The organism is Streptomyces sp. NPDC006687 (assembly GCF_040636215.1).
Classification (GTDB): Bacteria; Actinomycetota; Actinomycetes; order Streptomycetales; family Streptomycetaceae; genus Streptomyces.
Map to the genome: position 1 here is coordinate 303,523 of NZ_JBEYJJ010000004.1, position 25,818 is coordinate 329,340.

Genomic DNA, 25,818 nt, shown 5'->3' on the forward strand with positions numbered 1-25,818 from the left:
TCTTGCGTACCGCCCAGGTCACCGGCGCCGTCAGGCGGGAACACCGGCCCGGTCACCGGACCTCCCCTACCCCGCCCGGCCCCGCCGGTAGGCGCCCGGGGGGACGCCGACGATGCGGGTGAAGTGGCGGTTGAGGTGCGGCTGGTCGGTGAAGCCCACGGCGACGGCCACCTCCGCCGGGGCGGCCCCCGCGTCGAGCAGGCGCCGGGCGCGGCGGACCCGGGCGTCGGTCAGCCAGGTGTGCGGGGGCATCCCGTACCGGTCGCGGAAGGCGCGCAGCAGGGCGAAGGGGCTGGTGCCCAGCTCCGCCGCGAGACCCTCCAGCGACGGGGGCCGCGCCATCCGCTCCTCCAGTACGGCCCGGGCCCGCTCGGCGTCGGATCCGCCCGCGCGGGAGGGCCGCCGGGCGGGCAGCGGGGCGGCGTGCCGGCCGAGCATCCGGGCCGCCACGGTGCGCAGCAGGGTGTCGGCGGCGAGCGCGTTGCCCGCCTCGGCGGCCCGGTGCACCTCGGTGATCATCTTGGCGCCCGGCCCGTCGAGGACCATCCCGGTGGTGAAGCCGGGGGTGCCGCGCAGGGTGCCGATCTCGGCGGCAACCTCGGTGATCAGCTCCCGGGAGGGATAGAGGGTGGAGTACGCCCAGCCCTCGGGGACGCCGGCGCGGGCGGTGTGCGCGACCTCGGGGTTGATCAGCACCACGCTGCCGGGGCCGGCCCGCAGGGTGGTGCCGGGCAGGCCGATCTCCTCGACGCCGCCGGTGACGGCCGCGATGACGTACCCGTCGTGGGCGTGTCGGGGGAAGGTGTGGCGGACGTAGTGGGCCCGCAGCAGGTCCAGTCCGGGCAGCTGCGGGGAGCGCCAGTGCCGGGCCCATTCGCGGCCCGCCTCGTCGTCAGCCGTCCCCATGACCCCATTCTGCGCCCCCGGCCCGGCGCGCGTTTACGCAGGTCCGGCCGGTTGTCAGTGGCGGGGTGCACGATGGGGGCATGGCAGGCGCTGCGCTCGACTCGTTCTCCCCCGCGACCCGCTCGTGGTTCACGGGGGCCTTCCGTACGCCCACCTCCGCGCAGGAGGGCGCCTGGCGGGCCATCGGGGAGGGGGCGGACGTCCTCGTCGTCGCGCCGACGGGTTCCGGCAAGACGCTGGCCGCCTTCCTCGCCGCCCTGGACCGGCTGGTCTCGCAGCCGCCGCCGGCCGAGCCGAAGAAGCGCTGCCGGGTGCTGTACGTGTCGCCGCTGAAGGCCCTCGCGGTGGATGTGGAGCGCAATCTGCGCAGCCCGCTGACGGGCATCCGGCAGGAGTCGGCCCGCCTGGGGCTGCCCGAGCCCGACGTCCGGGTGGGCATCCGCTCCGGGGACACCCCGGCCGCCGAGCGCCGGGCCCTCGCGCTGCGTCCGCCCGACATCCTGATCACCACGCCGGAGTCGCTGTTCCTGATGCTGACCTCGGCGGCGCGCGAGGCGCTGTCCGGGGTGGAGACGGTGATCCTGGACGAGGTGCATGCCGTCGCCGGCACCAAGCGGGGCGCCCATCTCGCGCTTTCCCTGGAGCGGCTGGATGAGCTGCTGCCGCGCCCGGCCCGCCGGATCGGCCTGTCGGCGACGGTCCGGCCGGTGGAGGAGGTGGCCCGCTATCTGGCGCCGCGCGGCCGGGTGGAGATCGTGCAGCCGCCGTCGGCCAAGGAGTTCGACCTGTCGGTGGTCGTCCCGGTGCAGGACATGGGCGAGCTGGGCGGCTCCCCCGCCACGGAGGGGCGCGAGGGCGGGGACCGACCGTCGATCTGGCCGCATGTGGAGGAGCGGATCGCCGACCTGGTGCAGGCCCACCGCTCGACGATCGTGTTCGCCAACTCCCGCCGGCTCGCCGAGCGCCTGTGCAACCGGCTCAACGAGATCGCCTACGAGCGCGCCACCGGGGAACCGCTCGGCGAGGGCGCCCCGCCCCCGGCGGAGATCATGGCCCAGTCGGGCGCCGCGCAGGGCGCCCCGCCGCTGCTGGCCCGGGCGCACCACGGCTCGGTGTCGAAGGAGCAGCGGGCGCTGGTCGAGGAGGACCTCAAGGCGGGCCGGCTGCCGGCCGTGGTGGCCACCTCCAGCCTCGAACTGGGCATCGACATGGGCGCGGTGGACCTGGTGGTGCAGGTGGAGTCGCCGCCGTCGGTGGCGTCGGGGCTCCAGCGGGTGGGCCGGGCGGGGCACCAGGTGGGGGCGGTCTCCACGGGGGTGGTCTTCCCCAAGTACCGGGGGGACCTGGTGCAGGCGGCCGTGGTCACGGAGCGGATGCGCACGGGGGCGATCGAGTCCCTGCGGATCCCCTCCAACCCGCTCGACGTGCTCGCCCAGCAGCTGGTCGCGATGACCGCGATGGACACCTGGCAGCTGGACGACCTGCTCGCGCTGGTGCGGCGGGCGGCGCCGTTCGCGGCGCTGCCCGAGTCGGCGTTCACCTCGGTGCTGGACATGCTGGCGGGCCGCTACCCGTCGGACGCGTTCGCGGAGCTCCGCCCCCGGGTGGTGTGGGACCGGGTCGCCGGGACGATCACCGGCCGGCCGGGCGCGCAGCGCCTGGCGGTGACCTCCGGCGGGACCATCCCCGACCGCGGGCTCTTCGGGGTCTTCCTGGCGGGCGCCGACCCGAAGAAGGGCGGTGGCCGGGTCGGCGAGCTCGACGAGGAGATGGTCTACGAGTCCCGCGTGGGCGATGTGTTCACCCTGGGCACGACCTCCTGGCGGATCGAGGACATCACCCGCGACCGGGTCCTGGTCACCCCGGCCCCCGGGGTGCCGGGCCGGCTGCCGTTCTGGAAGGGGGACCAGCTGGGCCGCCCGCTCGAACTGGGCCGGGCGGTCGGCGCGTTCCTGCGCGAGCTCGGCGCGCTCACCGAAGAGGACGCCCGGCTGCGGCTGCTGGCGGCGGGGCTCGACGCCTGGGCCGCGGACAACGTGCTGGCGTACCTCGCGGAGCAGCGCGAGTCCTGCGGCCATGTGCCGGACGACCGGACCATCGTGGTGGAGCGGTTCCGTGACGAGCTGGGCGACTGGCGGGTCGTCGTGCACTCGCCGTTCGGCGCCCAGGTCCATGCCCCGTGGGCGCTGGCGCTGGGCGCCCGGCTGGCGGAGAAGTACGGCATGGACGCCCAGGTGATGCATGCCGACGACGGGATCGTGCTGCGCCTGCCCGACGCCGATCTGCTCTCCATGGACCTGGACCTCCTCGACCACGATCCCGCCCGGCCCCCGTCCTTCGAGTTCGACGACGAACAGGCCCCGCTGGGCGCGGCCGACGTCTCCTTCGACCCGGGGGAGGTCGGGCAGATCGTCACCGACCAGGTGGGCGGCTCGGCCCTGTTCGCCTCCCGGTTCCGCGAGTGCGCGGCGCGCGCCCTGCTGCTGCCGCGCCGCAGCCCCGGCAAGCGCACCCCGCTGTGGCAGCAGCGCCAGCGGGCCTCGCAACTGCTCCAGGTGGCCTCCGAGTTCGGCTCCTTCCCGATCGTGCTGGAAGCCGTACGCGAATGCCTCCAGGACGTCTTCGACGTACCGGGCCTGACCGAGCTGATGGGGGACCTGGAGGCGCGGCGGGTCCGCCTGGTCGAGGTCACCACCCCCGAGCCCTCCCCCTTCGCCCGCTCGCTGCTGTTCGGGTACGTCGCCCAGTTCCTGTACGAGGGGGACTCGCCGCTGGCCGAGCGGCGGGCGGCGGCGCTGTCCCTGGACTCGCGGCTGCTGGCGGAGCTGCTGGGCCAGGCCGAGCTGCGCGAACTCCTCGACGCCGAGGTGCTGGAGGAGCTGGAGCGGGAGCTGCAGTGGCTGACGGAGGACCGGCGGGCGAAGGACGCCGAGTCGGTGGCCGATCTGCTGCGCCTGCTGGGCCCCTTGACCGAGGCCGAGCTGGCGGAGCGGGGCGCGGAGCCGGGCTGGGCCGCCTCCCTGGAGGCCGCCCGCCGGGCGATCCGGGTACGGATCGGCGGCGTCGAGCACTGGGCGGCGATCGAGGACGCGGGCCGGCTGCGGGACGCCCTGGGCACGGCCCTGCCGGTGGGCGTGCCGGAGGCGTTCACCGAGCCGGTCAAGGATCCCCTCGGGGACCTGCTGGCCCGCTACGCCCGTACGCACGGCCCGTTCACCACGACCGCCGTCGCCGCCCGCTTCGGTCTGGGCACCGCGGTGACCGAGGGCGCCCTGCACCGGCTCGCGGCGGCGGGCCGGGTGGTGCAGGGCGAGTTCCATCCGGCGGGCATCGGCCAGGAGTGGTGCGACGCGGCGGTGCTGCGCCGGCTGCGGCGCCGCTCGCTGGCGGCCCTGCGCCAGGAGCTGGAGCCGGTCCCGCCCGCCTCGCTGGCCACGTTCCTGCCCCAGTGGCAGCACCTGGGCGGCGGGCTGCGCGGGATCGACGGTCTGGCGCGGGCGGTGGAGCAGCTCCAGGGCGCCCCGGTGCCGGCGTCGGCGCTGGAGCGGCTGATCCTGCCCTCGCGGGTCGCGGGCTACTCCCCCGCCCTGCTGGACGAGCTGACCACCACCGGGGAGGTGGTGTGGGCCGGTGCGGGGGCACTGCCGGGCAAGGACGGCTGGATCTCCCTGTACCTGGCGGACGCGGCCCCGCTGCTGCTGCCGGAGCCGCACCCCCTGGAGCTGGGCCCCCTGCACCAGGCGGTGCTGGAGGCCCTGTCGGGCGGGTACGGCCTGTTCTTCCGCCAGCTCAGCCAGGCCGTCCGGGACCGCCATCCCGAGGTCTCGGAGCCGGAACTGTCCTCGGCCCTGTGGGACCTCGCCTGGTCGGGCCGCCTGACCAACGACACCCTCGCCCCGCTGCGCTCCCTGCTGGGCTCGGGCCGTACCGCGGGCGCCACCGCCCACCGGGCCCGGCGCACCGTCCCGCGCGGCCGGTACGGCAGCCTCAGCGCGGCCGTCTCCCGTACGGGCCCGCCCACGGTCTCGGGCCGCTGGTCGCTCCTGCCGGCCCCGGCCCCCGATCCGACCCACCGCGCCCACGCCCTGGCCCGGACCCTCCTCGACCGGCACGGGGTGGTCACGCGCGGGGCGGTGGCGGCGGAGGGCGTCGAGGGCGGGTTCTCCGCGGTGTACCGGATCCTGTCGGCGTTCGAGGACAGCGGGCAGGCCCGCCGGGGTTACGTGGTGGAGGGGCTGGGCGCGGCCCAGTTCGCGATGGACGGCGCGGTGGACCGGCTGCGCGCGGCCGAGCGGACCCCGCCCCCGCTGGCGGCGGTGGTCCTGGCCGCCGCCGATCCGGCGAACGCGTACGGGGCGGCCCTGCCCTGGCCGGAACCCCCGGCGGGCGCGAGCCACAAGCCGGGCCGCAAGGCGGGCTCGCTGGTGGTGCTGGTCGACGGTGAGCTCACCCTCTACCTGGAGCGCGGCGGCAAGACCCTGCTGGCCTGGCCCGACCCGGGCGATCCGCGCCTGGCGGCGGCCACGGCGGCCCTGGTGGCGGCCTCCCGCGCGGGCACCCTCCCGGACCTGACGGTGGAGCGCATCAACGCCGCGGCGGCCCTCACCTCCCCCCTGGGCCAGGCCCTGGAGACGGCCGGCTTCCACGCCACCCCGAGGGGGCTGCGACTGCGCAGCTAGAGGGCGTCCAGCGGGATCCGGACCGGGCCGCGCACGGAAAACGGCGAGAACTCGCTCCGGTCTCGACTCCGACACGGATGTCTTGGGCATGTCACGAAACGGCTGCCAGCCCCTCCTCAGCTGGCATCGACGCTTATCCATGGCTTATCAAAGGTGATCACAGGCACCGCATTGGCGGTGCACAGTCATGGGGGAGAAGAAAAGTGAGCAGCAACAGCATGCGCAAGACCACCCTGGCCGCGGCCGGCCTGGCCGTGGCCGGAACCCTGGTCCTGACGGGCTGCAAGGACGGCAACGAGGAGCTCACCCCGGCGGCCCCGTCCGCCTCGTCCGCCCCGTCCGCCCAGGCTTCGCAGCCCGGCGGCTACGCCACCCCGCCGGCCGGAGCCACGGGCTCCCCGACCGCGGGCGGCTACGACGGCGCCTCCGGCGGGGCCGCGGGCGGCGGCGCGGTGGCCAAGTCCGGCCAGGCGTTCAAGATCGGCGAGGCGGCGACCGTCCCGTTCAGCTACGGCAGCAACAAGGGCGGCCAGATCGCCATCGCCGTCACCGGCATCGAGCAGGGCAACCCGGCCGACCTCGCGCCGCTGAACCTCGGCGACAAGGCGAAGGGCCTGGTCCCCTACTACATCCGCTACACGGTCAAGAACACCGGCACGACGGACCTGTCCTTCACCTCGGTCGGCCACATCAAGGGCCTGCTCGCCGACGGCACCGAGGCCGACAAGGTCTCGATCATCGGCAAGTTCGAGAAGTGCAAGGACGACTCGCTGCCGAAGGGCTTCGTCAACGGCCAGTCCCAGACCAACTGCGTGCTGGCGCTCGCGCCGGCCGCGTCGAAGGTCTCCGGCGCCGAGTACTGGGGCGACCCGTACAACAACCTCGCCTCCCCGCCCCAGAAGGGCCTCACCTGGAAGTGATGAGCGGCCCCCCGGGCCCTCACCGCTCCTGATCGCGCGAACCCCCTGCGGCGGCCACCCCGCCCCAGGGGGTTCCGCGTTCTGCCCGCCCGGCGGCGTGACAATGGCCCCATGCCCGAAGGAGACAGCGTCCACCGCGTCGCGGCCCGCCTGCACGCCGCCCTCGCCGGCAAGCCCCTCACCCACGCCGACCTCCGCGTCCCCCGCTTCGCCACCGCCGACCTCACCGGCCGCACCACCCTGGAGGTCGTCCCCCGCGGCAAGCACCTCCTCGCCCGCCTCGAAGGCGGCCTCACCCTCCACAGCCACCTCGGCATGGACGGCGCCTGGTACCTCTTCGCCCCCGACGAGAAATGGCGCGGCGGCCCCTCCTACGAGATCCGGGCCGTGCTGGCCGCCGCGGACGCCACAGCCGTCGGCTACCGCCTCCCCGTCCTCGAACTGCTGCGCACCGCCGACGAGCACCAGGCCGTGGGGCATCTGGGACCCGACCTCCTCGGCCCCGACTGGGACCCCGACCGGGCCGCCGCCCACCTCCTCGCCGCCCCCGGCCGCCCCCTCGGCGAGGCCCTGCTCGACCAGCGCAACCTGGCGGGCATCGGCAACATCTACAAGTGCGAGCTCTGCTTCCTGGCCTCGGCCACCCCCTGGACCCCGGTCGGCGCGCTCCCCGACCCCGAGGTCACCGTCGTCCGCATCGCGGCCGCGGCCCAGCGCCTCCTCGCCGCGAACGCCGGCCACGGCGGCCACCGCAACACCACCGGCAGCCGCCGCCCGGGCCGGGAGCTGTTCGTCTACGGCCGCGCCCGCCGCCCCTGCCTGCGCTGCGGCACCCCGGTGCGCCAGGCCCCGCAGGACGGCCGCCCCACGTACTGGTGCCCCCGCTGCCAGTCCGGCCCCACCCCGGACGCTCCGACCAATTGACGCCCCGTCAGCTCCCCTCGTACCGTCCCGGTATGCCCACACCCCTCACCGCGTACGACCTCACCGGCCGGACCGCGCTCGTCACCGGAGCCGCCGCCGGCATAGGCCGGGCCACCGCCCTCCTGCTCGCCCGGGCGGGCGCGGCCGTGCACTGCGCGGACCGCGACGAGCCGGGCCTGGCCGAGACCGCCGCTCTGATCACCAAGGCCGGCGGAGCCGCCACCGCCCACCCCCTCGACGTCACCGACCGCGCCGCCCTGAGGGCCGCCGTCGCCGCGGCCGGGCCGCTCGACATCGCCGCCGCCATCGCCGGGGTCATGCACACCAGCAGCGTCCTGGACACCACCGACGAGGACCTCGACCGGGTGCTGGACGTCAACTTCAAGGGGGTCCTGCGCACCTGCCAGGAGGCCGTCCGCTCCATGATCGGCGCCGGGCGCCGCGGCTCGGTCGTCACGATGGCCTCCGGCGCCGTGGACGCCGCCCAGCCCGGCCTGCTCTGCTACAGCGCCGCCAAGGCCGCCGTCGTGCAGCTGACCCGGACCCTGGCCACCGAGAGCGGCCCGCACGGCATCCGCGTCAACGCCGTCGCCCCGGGGTGGATCCGCACCCCCATGACCGCCCGCCACAGCCCCGAGGCCCAGGAGCAGACCGAGGCCGCCATGGTGCGGATGTCCCCGCTGCGCCGGGTCGGCGAGCCCGAGGACATCGCCCACGCCGTGCTCTACCTGGCATCGGACGCCTCGTCCTTCATGACGGGCCAGATCCTTCGGCCGAACGGCGGGGTCTCGATGCCGTGGTGACCCCCGCCCCTCCCGAAACCCCTCCCGGAACCCCGGGAGACCTGCCTGAAGCCCCTCCCGCGTCCCGCCCGGCACCGCCCGGATCCCCGCGCCGGAGCCCGCGTACGGGGCCGGGTACGCAGTGCACGGGCAGCAGCCCCAGCCCCCAGCCGCCCACCGCTATCGCGCCCTCCACGGGCCCCGCCTCGGCCGGCGCCACCGCCAGCCTCACCACCGCCCACCCCCACAGCACGGCCACCGCCAGCGCGAGCGGCAGGGCCAGGACGAGGGGCAGGGCCACGGGTATGCGAAGTAACACCCGCACGGCCACCTCCATGGGGGGTGCCCCCCGGACAGGGTCCGGGGAGGGCCGGTTCTCGGTCGCGCCCATCCTCTCCCACACCCTGGGCCCCCGCACCCAGAACGGACACGGCAAAGAGCCCCGGCCGGCGCCTCACGCACCACCCGGGGCTCTGCCACACCCACGTATCCAGCTCGCGGTACTCAAGCGGCTACGACGTTCACCGCTTCCACGGGTGCCTTGATGGTCACCCGCTCGGTCCCGCCCGTGACCGAGGCCACGGAGACCGAATTGAGCATCGGGCGCACCGGTGCCGGCACCGGTTCGCTTGCGGCTGCCGACTGCGCGAGCTCGGCCAGCGACAGCTCGTCACTGACTTCGCGCATCAGCTCGGACATCCGTACGTCCAGCGCGTCGCAGATCGCGGAGAGCAGCTCGGAGGATGCCTCCTTCTGCCCCCGCTCCACCTCGGAGAGATAGCCGAGCGAAACTCGGGCGGACGAGGAGACTTCGCGCAGAGTACGGCCCTGGCGCTGGCGCTGCCGACGCAGCACGTCACCCAGCAGGCGACGGAGCAGAATCATCGGTGGCTCCCTCCTCTGACCGTGTAGCCGTAACCTTCACGCCCCACCGTACCGCCTCGCGCCGCGGCCGTGCGGGGAGCGATGTCGTGTTCACTCAGGGCTGCAAACATCAAATCCCCCCGTTCTGTTCCGTATCCTGCCTCCGCGGATTCTCGCGGAGTTCGCTCGAGAGCAGTTCGAGCACTGTGCGTGCACTCTCCCTACGAATTTCCTCCCGGGAGCCGTTCAACCGCAGCCGGGCCGTTTTCCTGCCCCCGGGCCCCGCCACGGCGACGAAGACGGTCCCGACCGGCTGCCCGTCCTGGGGGTCAGGACCGGCCACCCCGGTCGTCGCGATCCCCCACGAAGCGCCCATCACGCGCCGCACACCGCTGGCCATCTCGGCCGCCACCTGGGCGTTCACCGCGCCTTCGGCGGCCAGCAGCGCGGCGTCCACCCCGAGGACGCGGTGCTTGAGTTCAGTGGCGTACGCCGTCACCGATCCGCGGAAGGAGCGCGAGGCCCCCGGCACCGCCGTGAGCGCGGCGGCCACCATGCCCCCGGTCAGCGACTCCGCCACGGCGAGGCTCTGGTCACTCTCCGCAAGCAGGCGCAGCACGCCTTCGGCCACGCGTCCGGCACCGTCCCCCGCTCCCACAGGTTCCGTCGCCTCCCCCGCCCCGTTCGTCACGCCGCGATCCGCTCCGCGTCCCGCCCCGCCCGGCGCAGCACGACGGCCTGCCGGATGTAATCCAAACCGGTGACGACCGTCAGCACGACGGCCACCGCCATCACCCAGAAGCGCAGGGTGGCCAGCGGCCCGGTCAGCGCGAGCACGTACATGCCCACCGCCGTGCCCTGGGCCAGGGTCTTGAGCTTGCCGCCCCGGCTGGCGGGGATCACTCCGTAGCGGATGACCCAGAAACGCATCAGCGTGATCCCGAGTTCCCGCCCCAGGATCACCCCGGTCACCCACCAGGGCAGGTCGCCGAGCCAGGACAGACACACGAGCGCCGACCCCATGATCGCCTTGTCGGCGATGGGGTCGGCGATCTTCCCGAAGTCCGTGACCAGGTTGTACGTCCTGGCCAGGTGCCCGTCGAAGATGTCCGTGATCATGGCGACGGCGAAGGCCGCCCACGCCAGGACCCGCCAGACGGGGTCGTAGCCCCCGTCGGCGAGCAGCAGCAGGACGAATCCCGGCACCAGGACGAGCCGGATCATCGTCAGGATGTTGGCGATGTTCCAGAGGCTGGCCTGGTTGACGGCGGCAGTCCCGAGCTTCGCGCCGGGCGTGGGCCGGCGGCCGGTCCCGCCTGCCGCTGGTGCCGGGACTCCGCTCATCCGGCCGCCTCCTGGATGTCCGAGAACTCCGTGCCCAGCGGCTCGGCCACCAGGTCCACGCCCAGCGTGCCGACCACCTTGGCGGTGACGATGCGCCCGGGGACCAGGCCGGTGCCGTCGGTGAAGACGACCTGGCCGTCGGTCTCCGGGGCCTGGTGGGCGGCGCGCCCGTAGGCACCCTCGCCCTCCTCCGCCTCGTCGAACGGGACGACCGTCTCGACGAGTACCTCCAGGGTCTCGCCGATCCGCTCCTCCGCACGCTGGGAGGTGAGCTCCTCGGCGAGCCGCTGCATGTGCGCGAGGCGCGCGGCGACGGTCTCCTCGTCCAGCTTGTTCTCGTACGTGGCGGCCTCGGTGCCGTCCTCGTCGGAGTAGCCGAAGACGCCGATGGCGTCCAGGCGGGCGTGGGTGAGGAAACGCTCCAGCTCGGCGAAGTCGGCTTCCGTCTCGCCGGGGAAGCCGACGATGAAGTTGGAGCGGACACCGGCCTGCGGGGCCTTGGAGCGGATGGTGTCCAGCAGCTCCAGGAAGCGGTCGGTGTCGCCGAAGCGGCGCATGGCGCGCAGCACGTCGGGGGCCGAGTGCTGGAAGGACAGGTCGAAGTAGGGGGCGACCTTGGGGGTGGAGGTGAGGACGTCGATCAGCCCGGGCCGCATCTCGGCGGGCTGGAGGTAGCTGACGCGGACGCGCTCGATGCCGTCGACGGCGGCCAGCTCGGGCAGCAGGGTCTCCAGCAGGCGGATGTCGCCGAGGTCCTTGCCGTACGAGGTGTTGTTCTCGGAGACGAGCATGACCTCCTTGACGCCCTGCTCGGCGAGCCAGCGCGTCTCGCCCAGCACGTCGGAGGGGCGGCGGGAGATGAAGGAGCCGCGGAAGGACGGGATGGCGCAGAAGGAGCAGCGGCGGTCGCAGCCGGAGGCCAGCTTGACCGAGGCCACCGGGCTCTTGTCCAGGCGGCGGCGCAGCGGGGCGCGCGGCCCGGAGGCGGGGGCGACGCCCTCGGGGAGGTCGGCGGGGGCCTCGGCGGGCGCTTCGGCGCCATCCTGGGCGTGGCCGGGCAGGGCCACGGAGGCGCTCTGCCGCTCGGCCGGGCTGATCGGCAGCAGCTGGCGCCGGTCGCGCGGGGCGTGGGCCTCGACGTTGCCGCCGCTGAGGATGGTCTGGAGGCGGCCGGAGATGTCGGCGTAGTCGTCGAAGCCGAGGACTCCGTCGGCCTCGGGGAGCGCTTCGGCGAGTTCCTTGCCGTAGCGCTCGGCCATACAGCCGACGGCGACGACGGCCTGGGTGCGGCCGTGGTCCTTGAGGTCGTTGGCTTCCAGCAGGGCGTCTACGGAGTCCTTCTTGGCGGCTTCGACGAAGCCACAGGTGTTGACGACGGCTACGTCCGCGTCGGCGGCGTCCTCGACGAGCTCCCAGCCATCCGCCGCCAAGCGGCCTGCGAGCTCCTCCGAGTCCACCTCGTTACGGGCGCAGCCAAGAGTGACAAGGGCGACGGTACGGCGTTCGGGCATGGACTCAAGACTACTTCGTCCCGGCGCCGGCCCCCGCCCCACATCCCCCCACGACAAGATCCCCGGGAGCCGGCGGCAGGTGCCGCACGGGTCCCGGGGATCCGGAATTTTTTGTTCCACGCCGGTCGGCGCTGGTCAGGCCCTGTCAGCCCGCCTGGGCCTGGCCCTGGCGCGGGTCGTCCCTGGTGTAGGTGAGCCGCTCGACCTGCCCCGACTCGAACTTGTCCTTGATCTCCTTGCCGTTCACGAACAGCTTGACGGCTCCGGCGTCGCCCAGGACGAGGTCGACGGACTCCTTGTCGGTGAAGGTCTTCGACTCGCCCTGGGCGAGGGTGCCGTCGAAGAGGAGCCGGCCGCTGTGGTCCTTGGCCGAGATCCAGCTCTCACCGACGTCGGCCGTCAGGACCACGGTGACGAGGTCCTTGGGCGCGGCCGCGATGGCACTGTCGGAGGGCTCCGGCTTCGGCGCCTGCGGGGGCTGGGCCGGGGTCGGCTGCTTGCCCGCCGACTGCTTGGGCGCCGGCTGCGGGGAGACGGAACCTTCCGCCACCGGATGCTTGGCCTTCCCCTCGCCGCCGCCGAAGGCGGTGAAGCCGACGAAGCCGATCACGGCGACGATGGCGGCGACCATGGCGGCGGTCCAGTTGGGCCGCTGCCGTTCGGGGCGGATGCGCTCGGCATCGAACATCGGCGCGGCGGGGGTGGGCGCCGGCCGTCCGCCGTGGGCCTCGTCGTACATCTCGACCAGGGGGACCGGGTCGAGGTGAACGGCGCGGGCGAGCGTACGGATGTGACCGCGGGCGTACACGTCGCCGCCGCACCGCGTGAAGTCGTCCTCCTCGATCGCGTGCACGATGGGGATGCGCACGCGGGTGGTGGAGGAGACCTCGTCGACTGTGAGCCCGGCGGCGATCCGGGCCTTCTTGAGGGCCGTCCCGATGGACGGGCCTTCGACGGAACGTTCGACGAGCCGGTCCTCGGACCGTTCGTCGGTCGAAGGCCGCTCTTCTTCGGGGGAGTTGGAGTTGCCGATGGACACGAGTGCGCCTTTCGAGCGTGTAGCCACCTGCTGGATGTCCAGTCTAGGGGGGTGACGAAAGGGTGGGGCAACCGGAGGGTCCGCTTCCTACGCCATCCGTATGGCGAGGTCGCCGGCCGCCGCTGTCCCGCTCAACTTGACGCACGGCCAGGGGAAACGGTTGCCCGCCCATCCCCCTTCGACCGGGTGAGGCGGGCGGATCCCCGTTCTAGGGCGCCTCGCCGCGGATGACGGCGAGCACTCCGTCCAGTTCGTCCGGTTTGACGAGGACGTCCCTCGCCTTGGATCCCTCGCTGGGCCCCACGACCCCCCGGGACTCCATCAGGTCCATCAGCCGTCCCGCCTTGGCGAAGCCCACGCGCAGCTTGCGCTGGAGCATCGAGGTGGAGCCGAACTGGGTGGAGACCACCAGCTCCGCCGCCTGGCACAGCAGGTCGAGGTCGTCGCCGATCTCCTCGTCGATCTCCTTCTTCTGCTTCTGTCCCACCGTGACGTCGTCGCGGAAGACAGGGGCCATCTGGTCCTTGCAGTGCTGGACGATCCCGGCGATCTCCTCCTCCGTGACGAAGGCGCCCTGGAGGCGGACCGGCTTGTTCGCGCCCATCGGCAGGAACAGCCCGTCACCCTTGCCGATCAGCTTCTCGGCCCCGGGCTGGTCCAGGATGACCCGGCTGTCGGCGAGCGAGGAGGTCGCGAAGGCCAGCCGTGAGGGCACGTTCGCCTTGATCAGGCCGGTCACCACGTCCACCGAGGGCCGCTGGGTGGCGAGCACCAGGTGGATGCCGGCCGCGCGGGCCAGCTGGGTGATCCGCACGATGGAGTCCTCGACGTCGCGCGGGGCCACCATCATCAGGTCCGCGAGCTCGTCGACGATCACCAGCAGGTACGGGTACGGGCTCAGCTCCCGCTCGCTGCCGGGCGGCAGCTTGATCTTGCCGTCCCGGATCGCCTGGTTGAAGTCGTCGATGTGCCGGTACCCGAAGGCGGCGAGGTCGTCGTAGCGCAGGTCCATCTCGCGCACCACCCACTGGAGGGCCTCGGCGGCCCGCTTGGGGTTGGTGATGATCGGCGTGATGAGGTGCGGGATGCCCTCGTAGGCGGTCAGCTCGACCCGCTTGGGGTCGACCAGGACCATCCGCACGTCCTCCGGGGTGGCCCGGACCATGACCGAGGTGATCAGGCAGTTGATGCAGGAGGACTTGCCGGAGCCGGTGGCGCCCGCGACCAGCACGTGCGGCATCTTCGCCAGGTTGGCCATGACGTAGCCGCCCTCGACGTCCTTGCCCAGCGCCACCAGCATCGGGTGGTCGTCCTCGGCGGCGTCCGCGAGCCGCAGGACGTCGCCCAGGTTGACCATCTCGCGGTCGGTGTTCGGGATCTCGATGCCGACGGCCGACTTGCCCGGGATCGGGCTGATGATGCGCACGTCCGGGGAGGCCACGGCGTAGGCGATGTTCTTCGCCAGCGCCGTGATCCGCTCGACCTTCACCGCGGCGCCGAGCGTCACCTCGTAGCGGGTGACCGTCGGGCCCCGGGTGAAGCCGGTGACCTGCGCGTCCACCTTGAACTCGGTGAACACGTTGGTCAGCGCCGCCACCACGGAGTCGTTGACGGCGCTACGGGTCTTGCCGGGCCCGCCGCGCTCCAGCAGGTCCAGCGAGGGCAGGGCGTACGTGATGTCCCCGCGCAGCTGGAGCTGCTCGGCGCGGGCCGGGAGCGGCTGGGGCTCGGGCGGGGCCTTGGTCAGGTCCGGCACCGACAGGGTCCCCGACGCGGCGGCGGTGCGCTCGTGCGGGGCGCCGCCGGTGTCCGGCCCGGCCGGCGGGGCCGAGGAGGCGGGCAGGACCACGGGCGCGGGCGGGCGCTCCTCGCGGGCGGGCGGCACCGGGGCGGTGGTCTCGACGCCGTCCTGCCGGGAGGTGATCCCCTGGGTGAGGTCGGCGACCAGCGGGTTCGGGGGCAGCCCCCCGTAGACCACCCCGTCCAGGGCGGCGGCGGCCGCCGCGGCCACGTCGACGGCGTCCATCTCCCGCTCCCCCGGCCGCGCGGCGGCCCGCCGGGGGCGGCGGCGCTTGGCGGCCAGGGCCGCCTCCTCGGCGGCGTCGGCCGGGTCCTGCGGTCCCGGGGCTCCGGCGGTACGGGCGCGCCACTGCTCGGCGTCGTGCAGGTCGGGGCGGCCGGCGGCGCCGGGGTGCCCGTACCCCTCGTCGTACGCGGTGGGCGCGATGATCCCCAGCCGGATCCCCAGCCGGCGCAGCCGCTGCGGGATGGCGTTGACGGGGGTGGCGGTGACGACCAGCAGGCCGAAGACGGTCAGCAGCACCAGCAGGGGCACGGCCAGCGGCGCGCCCATGGTGAAGATCAGCGGCTTGGAGGCGCCCCAGCCGATGAGCCCGCCCGCGTTCTGCATGGCGGTCGTGCCCTCGTCGCGGCCGGGGGCCCCACAGGCGATGTGCACCAGCCCGAGGACGCCGATGACCAGGGCGGACAGGCCGATGCCGATGCGGCCGTTGGCGTCGCTCTGCTCGGGGTGGCGGATGAAACGCACCGCCATGATGCCGAGCAGCACCGGCACGAGCAGGTCCAGGCGCCCGAAGGCCCCGGTGACCAGCATCGTGACCAGGTCGCCGACGGGCCCGCTCAGGTTGGACCAGGTCCCGGCGGCGACGATCAGCGCCAGGGCGAGCAGCAGCAGGGCGACGCCGTCCTTGCGGTGGGCGGGGTCGAGGTTCTTCGCACCCCGGCCGATGCCCCGGAACGCCTTGCCGACCAGGTGCGCGAGCCCGAGCCAGCACGCGCGTACGAGCCACACCACGCCGCCCGTCGGGGACGGCGCCGCTGCGGCGGTCTTCTTCGCCGGAGCGCGCTTGGCCGCCGCGGCCTTCTTCGCGGGAGGCTTGCGGGCCGGGGCCGTCTTCTTGGCCGGCGCCGTCGTACGGCCGGGGCGGCCCTTCGCGGCGCCCGCGGTGCTCTGGGAACCCTTGCCGGACGTACTTGAGGCCATGGGCCCGAGGTTACCGGTGCGCACGCCGGTGGACACGCGTGCCCACCGCTTCACCCGTTCGTGTCGCCCCGCCGGTACACCTCTTGACACCCCGGCAGACCTGACGGGGCGCCAGCCGGGCCCGACGGCGGCCGGTTTCCGTACCGGAGCGCCGCCGGGGTCCGCCCGCGGGCCGTCAGCCCTGGGCGGGCAGGACGGCGGCGGTTCCGCCCGTTCCCGGCTCCAGCGCGTCCAGCGCCCGGCGCAGCCCGGTCAGCTTGCGCTCCAGGTGCGCGGCCGTGGCCACCACCGCCGCGTCGGCGGAGTCCTCGCCGAGCTGCTTGGTCAGCGCCTCGGCCTGCTCCTCGACCGCCGCGAGCCGCGCGGAGAGCTCGGCCAGCAGCCCGGCCGCCTCCTTGCTGCCGTCGCCGTTGGCCCCGCCGCCCTCCAGCTGGAGGCGCAGCAGGGACGCCTGCTCCCGCAGCTGGCAGTTCTTGGTGTAGAGCTCCACGAAGACCGAGACCTTGGCGCGCAGCACCCACGGGTCGAAGGGCTTCGAGATGTAGTCCACCGCGCCCGCCGCGTACCCGCGGAAGGTGTGGTGCGGACCGTGGTTGATCGCGGTGAGGAAGATGATCGGGATGTCCCTGGTCCGTTCGCGGCGCTTGATGTGCGCGGCGGTTTCGAACCCGTCCATTCCCGGCATCTGTACATCCAGCAGGATGACCGCGAAATCGTCCGTCAGCAGCGCTTTGAGCGCTTCCTCCCCCGACGACGCCCGGACCAGTGTCTGATCGAGCGCGGAGAGGATGGCCTCCAGCGCCAGCAGATTCTCCGGCCTGTCGTCGACCAGGAGGATCTTGGCCTTCTGCACCATGCCCTGTCCTCCTCGCCCCGGCATGGGGCCTCCCCGGCTCCGGACGCCGGCCTGTCTGCCGGGGTCCGCCCCAGAGGACGGCGTCTTCACGCCGTCCGTCCTTGTGCCGGTCATCGTAGCCCCAGTCCCGAGATCGCCACACCCTGTCACCAGGATGTCACTGTGCACGAAGCGGAAACGTGGCGGGAGGGCAGAAAGTTCCCCTAGCGCCCTCCCGTCACGCCCCGGCCGCCGGTCAGTCCCCGCGCATGTGCTGTTCCATCACCGACAGGAGATAGTCGGGTTCCACCGGCTTCGTTACATAATCGGAAGCACCCGAGTCGATGGCCTTCTCCCGGTCGCCCTTCATCGCCTTCGCCGTGAGCGCGATGATCGGCAGCCCCTCGAACTGCGGCATCCGCCGGATCGCCGAGGTCGTCGCGTACCCGTCCATCTCCGGCATCATGATGTCCATCAGCACCAGCGCCACGTCGTCGTGCTGCTCCAGCACCTCGATGCCCTCCCGGCCGTTCTCGGCGTAGAGCACCGCCAGCCCGTGCTGCTCCAGCACGCTCGTCAGGGCGAAGACGTTGCGCACGTCGTCGTCCACGATGAGCACCCGCTCGCCGTGGAAGTCGTACGTCCGCGGCGCCGCCGGCTGCGGCTCCTGCTCCTCCCACGCCGCCCCGTCCGGCTGCCCCGGCACCTCGGTGCGCGGCAGCGGACCGCCCGCCGGCTTGCGGCGGCGCCGGAACAGCGCCGACGAGCCCTGCCCGGCCGGTTCCGCCGCCGGCAGCGCCTGGCGCACCGGGGCCGGGCTCACGGGGGCCGGGGACGGCGGGGTCACCGCGTCGGGCTGCGGCGCCGGCGGCGCCTCCCCAGCCCTGCGGTACTCCCCGCGCGCCCCGCCCGGCGTGGGCGGCGCGTACCCCTGGGGGGGCAGCTCGCTCGGGTGCAGGGGCAGGTACAGCGTGAACGTCGAGCCGCGTCCGGGCTCGCTGGCCGCGTGGATCTCCCCGCCGAGCAGCCGGGCGATCTCCCGGCTGATGGACAGGCCGAGCCCCGTACCGCCGTACTTGCGGCTCGTGGTCCCGTCGGCCTGCTTGAACGCCTCGAAGATCACCAGCATCTTGCTCGCCGCGATCCCGATACCGGTGTCGGTCACCGAGAAGGCGATCAGGTCCCCGTCCGCCTCGCGCAGCGACCCGGCCTCCAGCAGCTGCTCGCGGATCGCCGTCGGCACATCGGCCCCGGCGGGCCGGATCACCAGCTCCACCGCGCCGTTGTCGGTGAACTTCACCGCGTTCGACAGCAGGTTCCGCAGCACCTGGAGCAGCCGCTGCTCGTCGGTGTGCAGGGTGGCCGGCAGCTCCGGGGAGACCCGTACCGAGAAGTCCAGGCCCTTCTCCGCGGTGAGCGGACGGAAGGTGGCCTCCACGTAGTCCACCAGCTGGACCAGGGCGATCCGGGTCGGTGAGACGTCCATCTTCCCGGCCTCGACCTTCGACAGGTCGAGGATGTCGTTGATCAGCTGGAGCAGGTCGGAGCCCGCGCCGTGGATGGTCTCGGCGAACTCCACCTGCTTGGGCGAGAGGTTCTCGTCCGCGTTGTCCGCCAGCAGCTTCGCCAGGATCAGCAGCGAGTTCAGCGGGGTGCGCAGCTCGTGCGACATGTTCGCGAGGAACTCGCTCTTGTAGCGCATCGAGACCGCGAGCTGCTCGGCGCGCTCCTCCAGGACCTGGCGGGCCTCCTCGATCTCGGTGTTCTTCACCTCGATGTCCCGGTTCTGCCGGGCCAGCAGCTCCGCCTTCTCCTCCAGCTCCGCGTTGGCGGCCTGGAGCGCCTTCTGCCGGTTCTCCAGCTCGTCGGAGCGCTCGCGCAGCTGTTCGGTCATCTCCTGGGACTGCTTGAGCAGCATCTCCGTCTTGGAGTTGACGGAGATGGTGTTGACGCTCGTACCGATCATCTCGGCGATCTGGCTGAGGAAGTCCTTCTGGATCTGCGTGAAGGGCTGGAAACCGGCCAGTTCGATGACGCCGAGCACCTTCCCCTCGAACAGCACCGGCAGCACGATCACGTGCGCCGGCGGCGCCTCGCCCAGCCCCGAGGAGATCTTCAGGTAGCCCGGCGGTGTGTTCTCCACCAGGATGGTCCGCTTCTCCTCCGCGACCGTGCCGATCAGCCCCTCTCCGGGCCGGAAGGAGATCGGCATCTGGGTGCCCGCGTACGCGTAGCTCCCGCGCATCCGCAGCTCGTACGAGCTCTCCGCGCCGCCGTCCGTCCCGATCTCGGGGCTCGCGCCGGTGGGCACCGCGAGGAAGAACGCGCCGTGCTGCGCGGCGACCACCGGGGTCAGCTCGCTCATGATCAGCTTGGCCACGTCGTCCAGGTCCCGGCGGCCCTGCATCAGGGCCGAGATCCGGGCGAGGTTGCCCTTGAGCCAGTCCTGCTCCTTGTTGGCCAGGGTGGTGTCGCGCAGGTTCGCGATCATCGTGTTGATGTTGTCCTGGAGGGCCTGGATCTCGCCGGACGCGTCCACGTCGACCTTCAGGCTCAGGTCCCCGCGGGTCACCGCGGTGGCCACGGCCGCGATGGCCCGCACCTGCCGGGTGAGGTTGCCGGCCATCTCGTTCACCGACTCCGTCAGGTCCCGCCAGGTGCCGTCCACGTCACGCACCCGGGCCTGGCCGCCCAGGATGCCCTCGGTGCCCACCTCACGGGCCACGCGGGTCACCTGGTCGGCGAAGGAGGACAGCTGGTCGACCATCGTGTTGATGGTCGTCTTCAGCTCCAGGATCTCCCCGCGCGCATCGATGTCGATCTTCTTGGTCATGTCGCCCTTGGCGATGGCGGTCGTGACCATGGCGATCTGCCGCACCTGCCCGGTGAGGTTGGACGCCATGAAGTTCACCGAGTCGGTGAGGTCCTTCCAGGTGCCCGAGACACCGGGAACGTGCGCCTGGCCGCCCAGGCGGCCCTCCGTGCCCACCTCGCGGGCCACGCGCGTGACCTCGTCCGCGAAGGAGGACAGGGTCTTGACCATCGTGTTCACCGTGTCCGCGAGCTGCGCGACCTCGCCGCGCGCCTCCACGGTGACCTTCTTCGTCAAGTCGCCGTTGGCGACGGCCGCCGACACCTGGGCGATCCCGCGCACCTGCGCCGTCAGGTTCCCGGCCATCGTGTTGACGTTGTCCGACAGGTCCTTCCAGATGCCGGTCACCCCGCGCACCCGGGCCTGGCCGCCGAGGATGCCCTCGGTGCCCACCTCGCGGGCCACACGGGTCACCTGCTCGGCGAAGGAGGACAGCTGGTCCACCATCGTGTTCACCGTGGTGACCAGTTCGAGGATCTCGCCCTTGGCGTCGACGGTGATCTTCTTGGAGAGGTCGCCCATGGCGACCGCCGTGGTCACCTCCGCGATGTTGCGGACCTGCGAGGTCAGGTTGTTCGCCATGAAGTTGACGGACTGGGTCAGGTCCTTCCAGGTGCCCGAGACCCCCTTGACCTCCGCCTGGCCGCCCAGGATGCCCTCGGTGCCGACCTCGCGCGCCACGCGGGTGACCTGTTCCGCGAAGTTCGAGAGCTGGTCGACCATCGTGTTGATGGTGTTCTTGAGCTCCAGGATCTCGCCGCGCGCGTCCACGTCGATCTTCTGCGACAGGTCACCGCGCGCCACCGCCGTCGCGACCTGGGCGATGTTGCGGACCTGGGAGGTCAGGTTCCCGGCCATGCCGTTCACCGAGTCCGTCAGGTCCCGCCACACGCCGGCCACTCCGGGCACCTGTGCCTGACCGCCGAGCCGGCCCTCGGTACCCACGTCCCGGGCGACCCGGGTCACCTGCTCCGCGAAGGACGAAAGCTGGTCGACCATCGTGTTGATGGTGTTCTTCAGCTCCAGGATCTCGCCCCGCGCGTCCACGTCGATCTTCTGCGACAGGTCACCGCGCGCCACCGCCGTCGTCACCTGGGCGATCTGGCGCACCTGCGAGGTCAGGTTCCCCGCCATGAAGTTGACGGAGTCGGTCAGCTCCTTCCAGGTCCCGGACACCCCCTCGACCCGGGCCTGGCCGCCCAGGCGGCCCTCCGTGCCCACGTCCCGCGCCATCCGCGTGACCTGGTCGGCGAAGGAGGACAGCTGGTCCACCATCGTGTTCACGGTGTTCTTCAGCTGGAGCATCTCGCCGGAGACGTCCACGGTGACCTTCTGCGACAGGTCGCCGTTGGCCACCGCCGTCGTCACCTGCGCGATGTTGCGCACCTGGCCGGTGAGGTTGCGGAAGGCCGTGTTCACCGAATCGGTGAGGTCCTTCCACGTGCCGGCCGCCCCGGGCACCTGGGCCTGACCGCCCAGCTCACCCTCCACGCCGACCTCGCGCGCCACACGCGTCACTTCCGAACCGAAGGACTGGAGCTGGTCGACCATCGTGTTGACGGTGTTCTTCAGCTCCAGCATCTCGCCGGCCACGTCGACCGTGACCTTCTGCGAGAGGTCGCCATTGGCCACGGCGGTGGTCACCTGCGCGATGTCGCGCACCTGCGTGGTCAGGTTCCGGAAGACCGTGTTCACCGAATCGGTGAGGTCCTTCCAGGTACCCGCCGCCCCCGGCACCTGGGCCTGGCCGCCCAGCAGGCCCTTCGCGCCGACCTCGCTGGCCACGCGCGTGACCTCGTCCGCGAAGGTCCGCAGGGTCTCCGTCATCTGGTTGATCGTCTCGGCCAGCTGCGCGACCTCGCCGCGCGCGCTGACCCGCACCTTCTGGGACAGGTCACCGCTGGCGACGGCCGTCGTCACCTGCGCGATCCCGCGCACCTGGGCCGTGAGGTTGCCCGCCATCGTGTTGACGGAGTCGGTCAGGTCCTTCCAGACCCCCGCGACCCCCGGCACCTTCGCCTGACCGCCCAGCTCGCCCTCGGTGCCCACCTCACGGGCGACCCGGGTCACCTCCGAGGAGAAGGAGGACAGCTGGTCCACCATCGTGTTGACGGTGTTCTTCAGCTGGAGCATCTCGCCGGCCACGTGCACCGTGACCTTGCGCGACAGATCGCCCTTGGCCACCGCCGTCGTCACCAGCGCGATGTCACGCACCTGCGCGGTGAGCCGGTAGGCCATGGTGTTGACGGAGTCGGTCAGGTCCTTCCAGGACCCGGACATCCCGCGCACCTGGGCCTGGCCGCCCAGCTTGCCCTCGGTACCGACCTCCAGCGCGACCCGCGTCACCTCGTCGGTGAACGCCGACAGCTGGTCGACCAGGTTGTTGACCGTCCGCCCGACCTTCAGGAACTCCCCGCGCAGCGGATGCCCTGCCCCCTCCGGGGCCTGCGTCCGCAGGTCCATCCGCTGGTCCAGGTCGCCCTCGGCCACCGCCGACAGCACCCGGCCCACCTCGGAGACCGGCCGGGCGAGATCGTCCACCAGCTGGTTCGAGGCGTCGATCGCCGCAGCCCAGGAGCCCTCGCAGGCCCCCGTCTCCAGCCGCTCGCTCAGCTTGCCCTCGCGGCCCACCATGCGACGGACCCGCGACAGCTCGCCGGTCAGGTGCAGGTTGCGGTCGGCGACCTCGTTGTAGACGGCGGCGATCTCCGCCATCACGCCTTCGCCGGACACCGTCAGCCGCTTGCGGAAGTTGCCGTCCCGCATCGACACCAGGGCCGTGAGCAGGCGGTTCAGTGCGGCGGTGTCGACCTCCGTCGTCCCGTTCCGCCGGGACCTGCCCTTGGGGCGCGCTCCCGTACGCCGCACCGCTGCTCCAGACTCCACCGTGTCCCTCCCGAAAGGGTCGACCGCTGCTCTACCGCTGTTCCACCCGAGGTCCGGCCGTCCAAGAGCCGGCACTCCAAGCCTGCCCAGTGTTTCACCCCGGCCGAACACGGCCATAACACTCCGGCACCTTCGCACAGGCTCCGCACCCTGGGGGTGGAATCCCGTACGACCGCCTCACGGGGAGCGAGAAGGTAAGTAACCTGGCATCCGATGTCCCAGTCCCACCGCGTCGAAGGAGACTCGTGATCACGGCACGGGCGGCTGCCAGTTTCACCCCGCAAGGGCGGTCGGTCGCCGCTGCCCGCGCGTTCGTCCGCGACACGCTCCAGGGCTGGGGCTTCGCGGACATCGTCGACGACGCGGTGGTGCTGACCAGCGAGCTCGTCACCAACGCCGTCATCCACGCCGGAACCCAGGCCGAGGTCCTGTGCCTGCGCGCCGAGGGCGGCGTACGCGTCGAGATCGCCGACCGGTACCCCGAACGCGAGCTCCCCCTGCGCCACCCCGACGAGCGCCCGTACGCCGATCCCGACCGGGAGAGCGGCCGCGGGCTGATGCTCTGCGCGGCCATCGCCACCCGCTGGGGCGTCGAGTACACCCCCACGCACAAACACGTGTGGTTCCGCCTCGACCTCCCGGACCGTCCGGTCGGTACCCGCTCGGCGGGGCCGGTCGTCCCGGACCAGTTCCTGCCGCTGACCGACAGCCGCGTCCGTGTCGCCGTCATCCAGATCGACGCCGCCGACGCCATCTCCGCCTGGAACGAGGACGCCGAGCACGTCTTCGGCTACGCCGCCGAGAAGGTCATCGGCCGCCCCCTCTCGGAGCTCGCCGCCTGGCCCCAGACCCCCGGCACCGGAACCGGCATCGCCGAGGCGCTGCGGCTGTCGCGCTGGGAGGGCAGCTACGGCATCCGGGGCGCCGACGGCCGTGTCATCCCCGTCTACGCCTCCCACCTGCGGGTCCGCGACGCCCACGGCGAACCGTCCATCGTCTGCCTCCTCGTCCACGACGACGAGCGCGCCCTGCTCCAGACCCCGGTACGGGTCCCCGCCTCCGACGGCCAGCTGTCCGAGGCCCGCCCCGCGGACCCCTTCGAGACGTTCATCGGCTCCCCCGCCCCCGACGACCTCGACGGCCTGCTCCAGCGCACCGTGGAGCGGGCCCGCGACATGCTCGACGCCGACGCGGCGTTCCTGCTGCTGGCCACCGACGACGAGACCGAGCTGGAGGTCCGCGCCACCACGGGCCTGCCCTCCACCCGGCAGCGTTTCGCCCGCGTCCCCGTCGAGGCCGGCACCGGCCGCTACGGCTCCGCCCGCCTGCCCGCCGTCCACGACGACCTCACCGCCGTCCCCGGCGCCGTACCGCTGCTGGAATCCACCGGCATGCGGTCCGTCGTCACCGTCCCCCTCAAGGTGGAGGGCCGGCTGACGGGCTCCCTCGGCGTCGCCGCCGAGGTCCCGGGCCGCTACACCAACGAGGAGGCCCTGCGCCTGCAGTTCGCCGCGGACCGGATCGCCCTGGCCGTGGAGTCCGCCCGCCTCGGCGAGCTGGAACGTCTGCGCCGCGGCTCCCTGTCCTTCCTCGTCGAGGCGTCCGACCTGCTGGCCGGCACCCTCGACCGGGACCAGACCCTGGCCCTGATGGCACAGATGACGGTTCCGACGCTGGCCACCTGGTGCGCCGTCTACACGATCGCCGACCCGGCCTCGGACCCCTACCTCGCCTACGTGCTGCACGAGGACGAGGAGCGCATCGACACCCTCAAGGACCTGCTGTCGCGGGTGGCCCCGCCCGAGCCGGTCCGCGAGGCGGGCGCCCGCCCCTGGCCGGAGACGACGGCCGCGGTCGGCGGCGAGACGGTCGTCCTGCCCCTCCTGGCCCGGAACCGGGTGATCGGCATGATCACCCTGGGCAAGCCCCGGGAGGAGCACTTCCGCCAGGAGATCCTCGAACTGGCCGACGACCTGTCGCGCCGGGCTGCCCTGGCCCTGGACAACGCCCGCCTCTACTCGGAGCGCACGGCCATCAGCCGCTCCCTCCAGCGCAGCCTGCTGCCGCCCGGCTCGCCCGCCATCCCGGGGATGGAGGTCGAGGTGATCTACCGCGCGGCCGGTGAGGGCAACGAGGTGGGCGGCGACTTCTACGACGTCTTCCCGATCCGCGACGGTGCGTACGGCTTCGCCATCGGCGACGTCTGCGGCACGGGCCCCGAAGCGGCCGCCGTCACCGGCCTGGCCCGCCACGCCCTGCGCCTGCTGGCCCGCGAGGGCCTGGGCGGCCCGGCCGTCCTGGAGCGGCTCAACGCGGCCATCCTCGACGAGGGCGCCCGCAGCCGCTTCCTGACCCTCCTCTACGGGGAGCTCCACCCGCAGCCGGACGGGGGCGCCCTGATGAAGGTGGTCTGCGCGGGCCACCCGCTGCCGCTGCGCCTGCGCCCGGACGGCGAGGTCACCGCGGCGGCGGACCCGCAGCCGCTGCTCGGCGTGATGGACGACCTGGAGCTCTACGAGCAGACGCTGTCCCTCGACCCCGGCGACGTCCTCCTCTGTGTCACGGACGGCGTGACGGAACGCCGCGAGGGCACCCGCATGCTGGGCGACGACGGCCTGGCCGATGTCCTCACCACGTGTACGGGCCTCACGGCCGGCGCGGTCGCCGCCCGCGTCCTGCGCGCCGTGGAACGCTTCGCGGCGGAACCCGCCTCGGACGACATGGCCATCCTGGCCTTCCGCGTCCCCCACCCCCGCGAGGGCGCGTAACACCGCCTCCCCCGCCGCGTGGTCCGGGTCGGCCTCATCCGGCCCGGACCTTTCGGGATAGCCCGTGCTCCCCCAGCCCTATGGCCTCTTGGCCTCCTGGCCCCTGAAAACGCAAAAAGGCCCCCGCCACGAGGCGGGGGCCTTTTCTGTTGGAGCCCTTTAACGGAATCGAACCGTTGACCTTCTCCTTACCATGGAGACGCTCTACCGACTGAGCTAAAAGGGCGGGTTGTTCGGCGGCGTCCTACTCTCCCACAGGGTCCCCCCTGCAGTACCATCGGCGCTGAAAGGCTTAGCTTCCGGGTTCGGAATGTAACCGGGCGTTTCCCTAACGCTATGACCACCGAAACACTATGAAGTTAACCAACCGGATGACAACACGGTCGTTACTTCAGAACTAACACAGTGGACGCGAGCAACTGAGGACAAGCCCTCGGCCTATTAGTACCAGTCAGCTCCACCCGTTACCGGGCTTCCACATCTG

Annotated in this window: 15 protein-coding genes, 1 tRNA gene and 1 rRNA gene; 5 read left to right on the forward strand and 12 right to left on the reverse strand. The window is 72.7% G+C overall.

Annotated features, from left to right (window positions below; genetic code table 11):
- Positions 1–66: 66 nt before the first annotated feature.
- Positions 67–906 carry an AraC family transcriptional regulator gene (locus ABZ716_RS07795; protein WP_358957426.1) on the reverse strand — a complete coding sequence of 280 codons (840 nt, stop codon included), beginning with the start codon at positions 904–906 and terminating at the stop codon, positions 67–69.
- An 80-nt stretch (positions 907–986) separates the two neighbouring features.
- Here ABZ716_RS07795 and ABZ716_RS07800 point away from each other — a divergent pair, with 80 nt between their 5' ends.
- From ABZ716_RS07800 to ABZ716_RS07815, 4 genes are all read left to right on the forward strand, one after another.
- A complete protein-coding gene (locus tag ABZ716_RS07800) occupies positions 987–5,585 on the forward strand; it encodes an ATP-dependent helicase (protein ID WP_358957428.1) in 4,599 nt (1,532 codons plus the stop codon).
- 203 nt (positions 5,586–5,788) lie between these two features.
- Entirely contained in the window at positions 5,789–6,505 is a 717-nt protein-coding gene (locus ABZ716_RS07805) for a hypothetical protein (RefSeq protein WP_358812698.1), read from the forward strand.
- Positions 6,506–6,616: 111 nt separating this feature from the next.
- Positions 6,617–7,429, forward strand: a complete 813-nt coding sequence (locus ABZ716_RS07810; protein WP_358812697.1) for a DNA-formamidopyrimidine glycosylase family protein — start codon at positions 6,617–6,619, stop codon at positions 7,427–7,429.
- 32 nt (positions 7,430–7,461) lie between these two features.
- A complete protein-coding gene (locus tag ABZ716_RS07815; RefSeq protein WP_358812696.1) occupies positions 7,462–8,232 on the forward strand; it encodes an SDR family NAD(P)-dependent oxidoreductase in 771 nt (256 codons plus the stop codon).
- Here ABZ716_RS07815 and ABZ716_RS07820 read toward each other — a convergent pair.
- From ABZ716_RS07820 to ABZ716_RS07860, 9 genes are all read right to left on the reverse strand, one after another.
- On the reverse strand, positions 8,180–8,548 hold the full coding sequence (locus ABZ716_RS07820) for a hypothetical protein (protein WP_358812695.1): 369 nt from the start codon (positions 8,546–8,548) through the stop codon (positions 8,180–8,182). The genes ABZ716_RS07815 and ABZ716_RS07820 overlap by 53 nt on opposite strands.
- A 167-nt stretch (positions 8,549–8,715) precedes the next feature.
- Positions 8,716–9,096 carry a helix-turn-helix transcriptional regulator gene (locus ABZ716_RS07825; protein WP_351880826.1) on the reverse strand — a complete coding sequence of 127 codons (381 nt, stop codon included), beginning with the start codon at positions 9,094–9,096 and terminating at the stop codon, positions 8,716–8,718.
- Between the two features lie 109 nt (positions 9,097–9,205).
- The gene (locus tag ABZ716_RS07830) at positions 9,206–9,706 is read right to left on the reverse strand and encodes a CinA family protein (protein WP_358957430.1); all 501 of its coding nucleotides are present in this window, start codon (positions 9,704–9,706) and stop codon (positions 9,206–9,208) included.
- A 56-nt stretch (positions 9,707–9,762) separates the two neighbouring features.
- On the reverse strand, positions 9,763–10,419 hold the full coding sequence (pgsA, locus tag ABZ716_RS07835; protein ID WP_358957434.1) for a CDP-diacylglycerol--glycerol-3-phosphate 3-phosphatidyltransferase: 657 nt from the start codon (positions 10,417–10,419) through the stop codon (positions 9,763–9,765).
- Positions 10,416–11,930, reverse strand: coding sequence for a 30S ribosomal protein S12 methylthiotransferase RimO (rimO, locus tag ABZ716_RS07840; protein ID WP_358812692.1), 1,515 nt, complete (start codon positions 11,928–11,930; stop codon positions 10,416–10,418). The genes pgsA and rimO overlap by 4 nt, the downstream gene beginning before the upstream one ends.
- 145 nt (positions 11,931–12,075) lie before the next feature.
- Complete coding sequence (locus ABZ716_RS07845) at positions 12,076–12,969, reverse strand: RodZ domain-containing protein (protein WP_358957436.1); 894 nt, start codon at positions 12,967–12,969, stop codon at positions 12,076–12,078.
- Positions 12,970–13,177: 208 nt separating this feature from the next.
- Positions 13,178–15,973: a DNA translocase FtsK gene (locus ABZ716_RS07850; protein WP_358957438.1), complete on the reverse strand. Its 2,796-nt coding sequence runs from the start codon at positions 15,971–15,973 to the stop codon at positions 13,178–13,180.
- A gap of 175 nt (positions 15,974–16,148) precedes the next feature.
- Complete coding sequence (locus tag ABZ716_RS07855) at positions 16,149–16,829, reverse strand: response regulator (protein ID WP_358812689.1); 681 nt, start codon at positions 16,827–16,829, stop codon at positions 16,149–16,151.
- A gap of 235 nt (positions 16,830–17,064) precedes the next feature.
- Positions 17,065–22,566 carry a HAMP domain-containing protein gene (locus ABZ716_RS07860; RefSeq protein WP_358957440.1) on the reverse strand — a complete coding sequence of 1,834 codons (5,502 nt, stop codon included), beginning with the start codon at positions 22,564–22,566 and terminating at the stop codon, positions 17,065–17,067.
- A gap of 245 nt (positions 22,567–22,811) precedes the next feature.
- Here ABZ716_RS07860 and ABZ716_RS07865 point away from each other — a divergent pair, with 245 nt between their 5' ends.
- Positions 22,812–25,334, forward strand: coding sequence for a SpoIIE family protein phosphatase (locus tag ABZ716_RS07865; protein ID WP_358957442.1), 2,523 nt, complete (start codon positions 22,812–22,814; stop codon positions 25,332–25,334).
- A 150-nt stretch (positions 25,335–25,484) separates the two neighbouring features.
- Here ABZ716_RS07865 and ABZ716_RS07870 read toward each other — a convergent pair.
- Together ABZ716_RS07870 and rrf are read right to left on the reverse strand one after the other, a co-directional pair.
- A tRNA-Thr gene (locus ABZ716_RS07870) sits at positions 25,485–25,560 on the reverse strand.
- A 5-nt stretch (positions 25,561–25,565) separates the two neighbouring features.
- A 5S ribosomal RNA gene (gene rrf / locus ABZ716_RS07875) occupies positions 25,566–25,682 on the reverse strand.
- Positions 25,683–25,818: the final 136 nt, after the last annotated feature.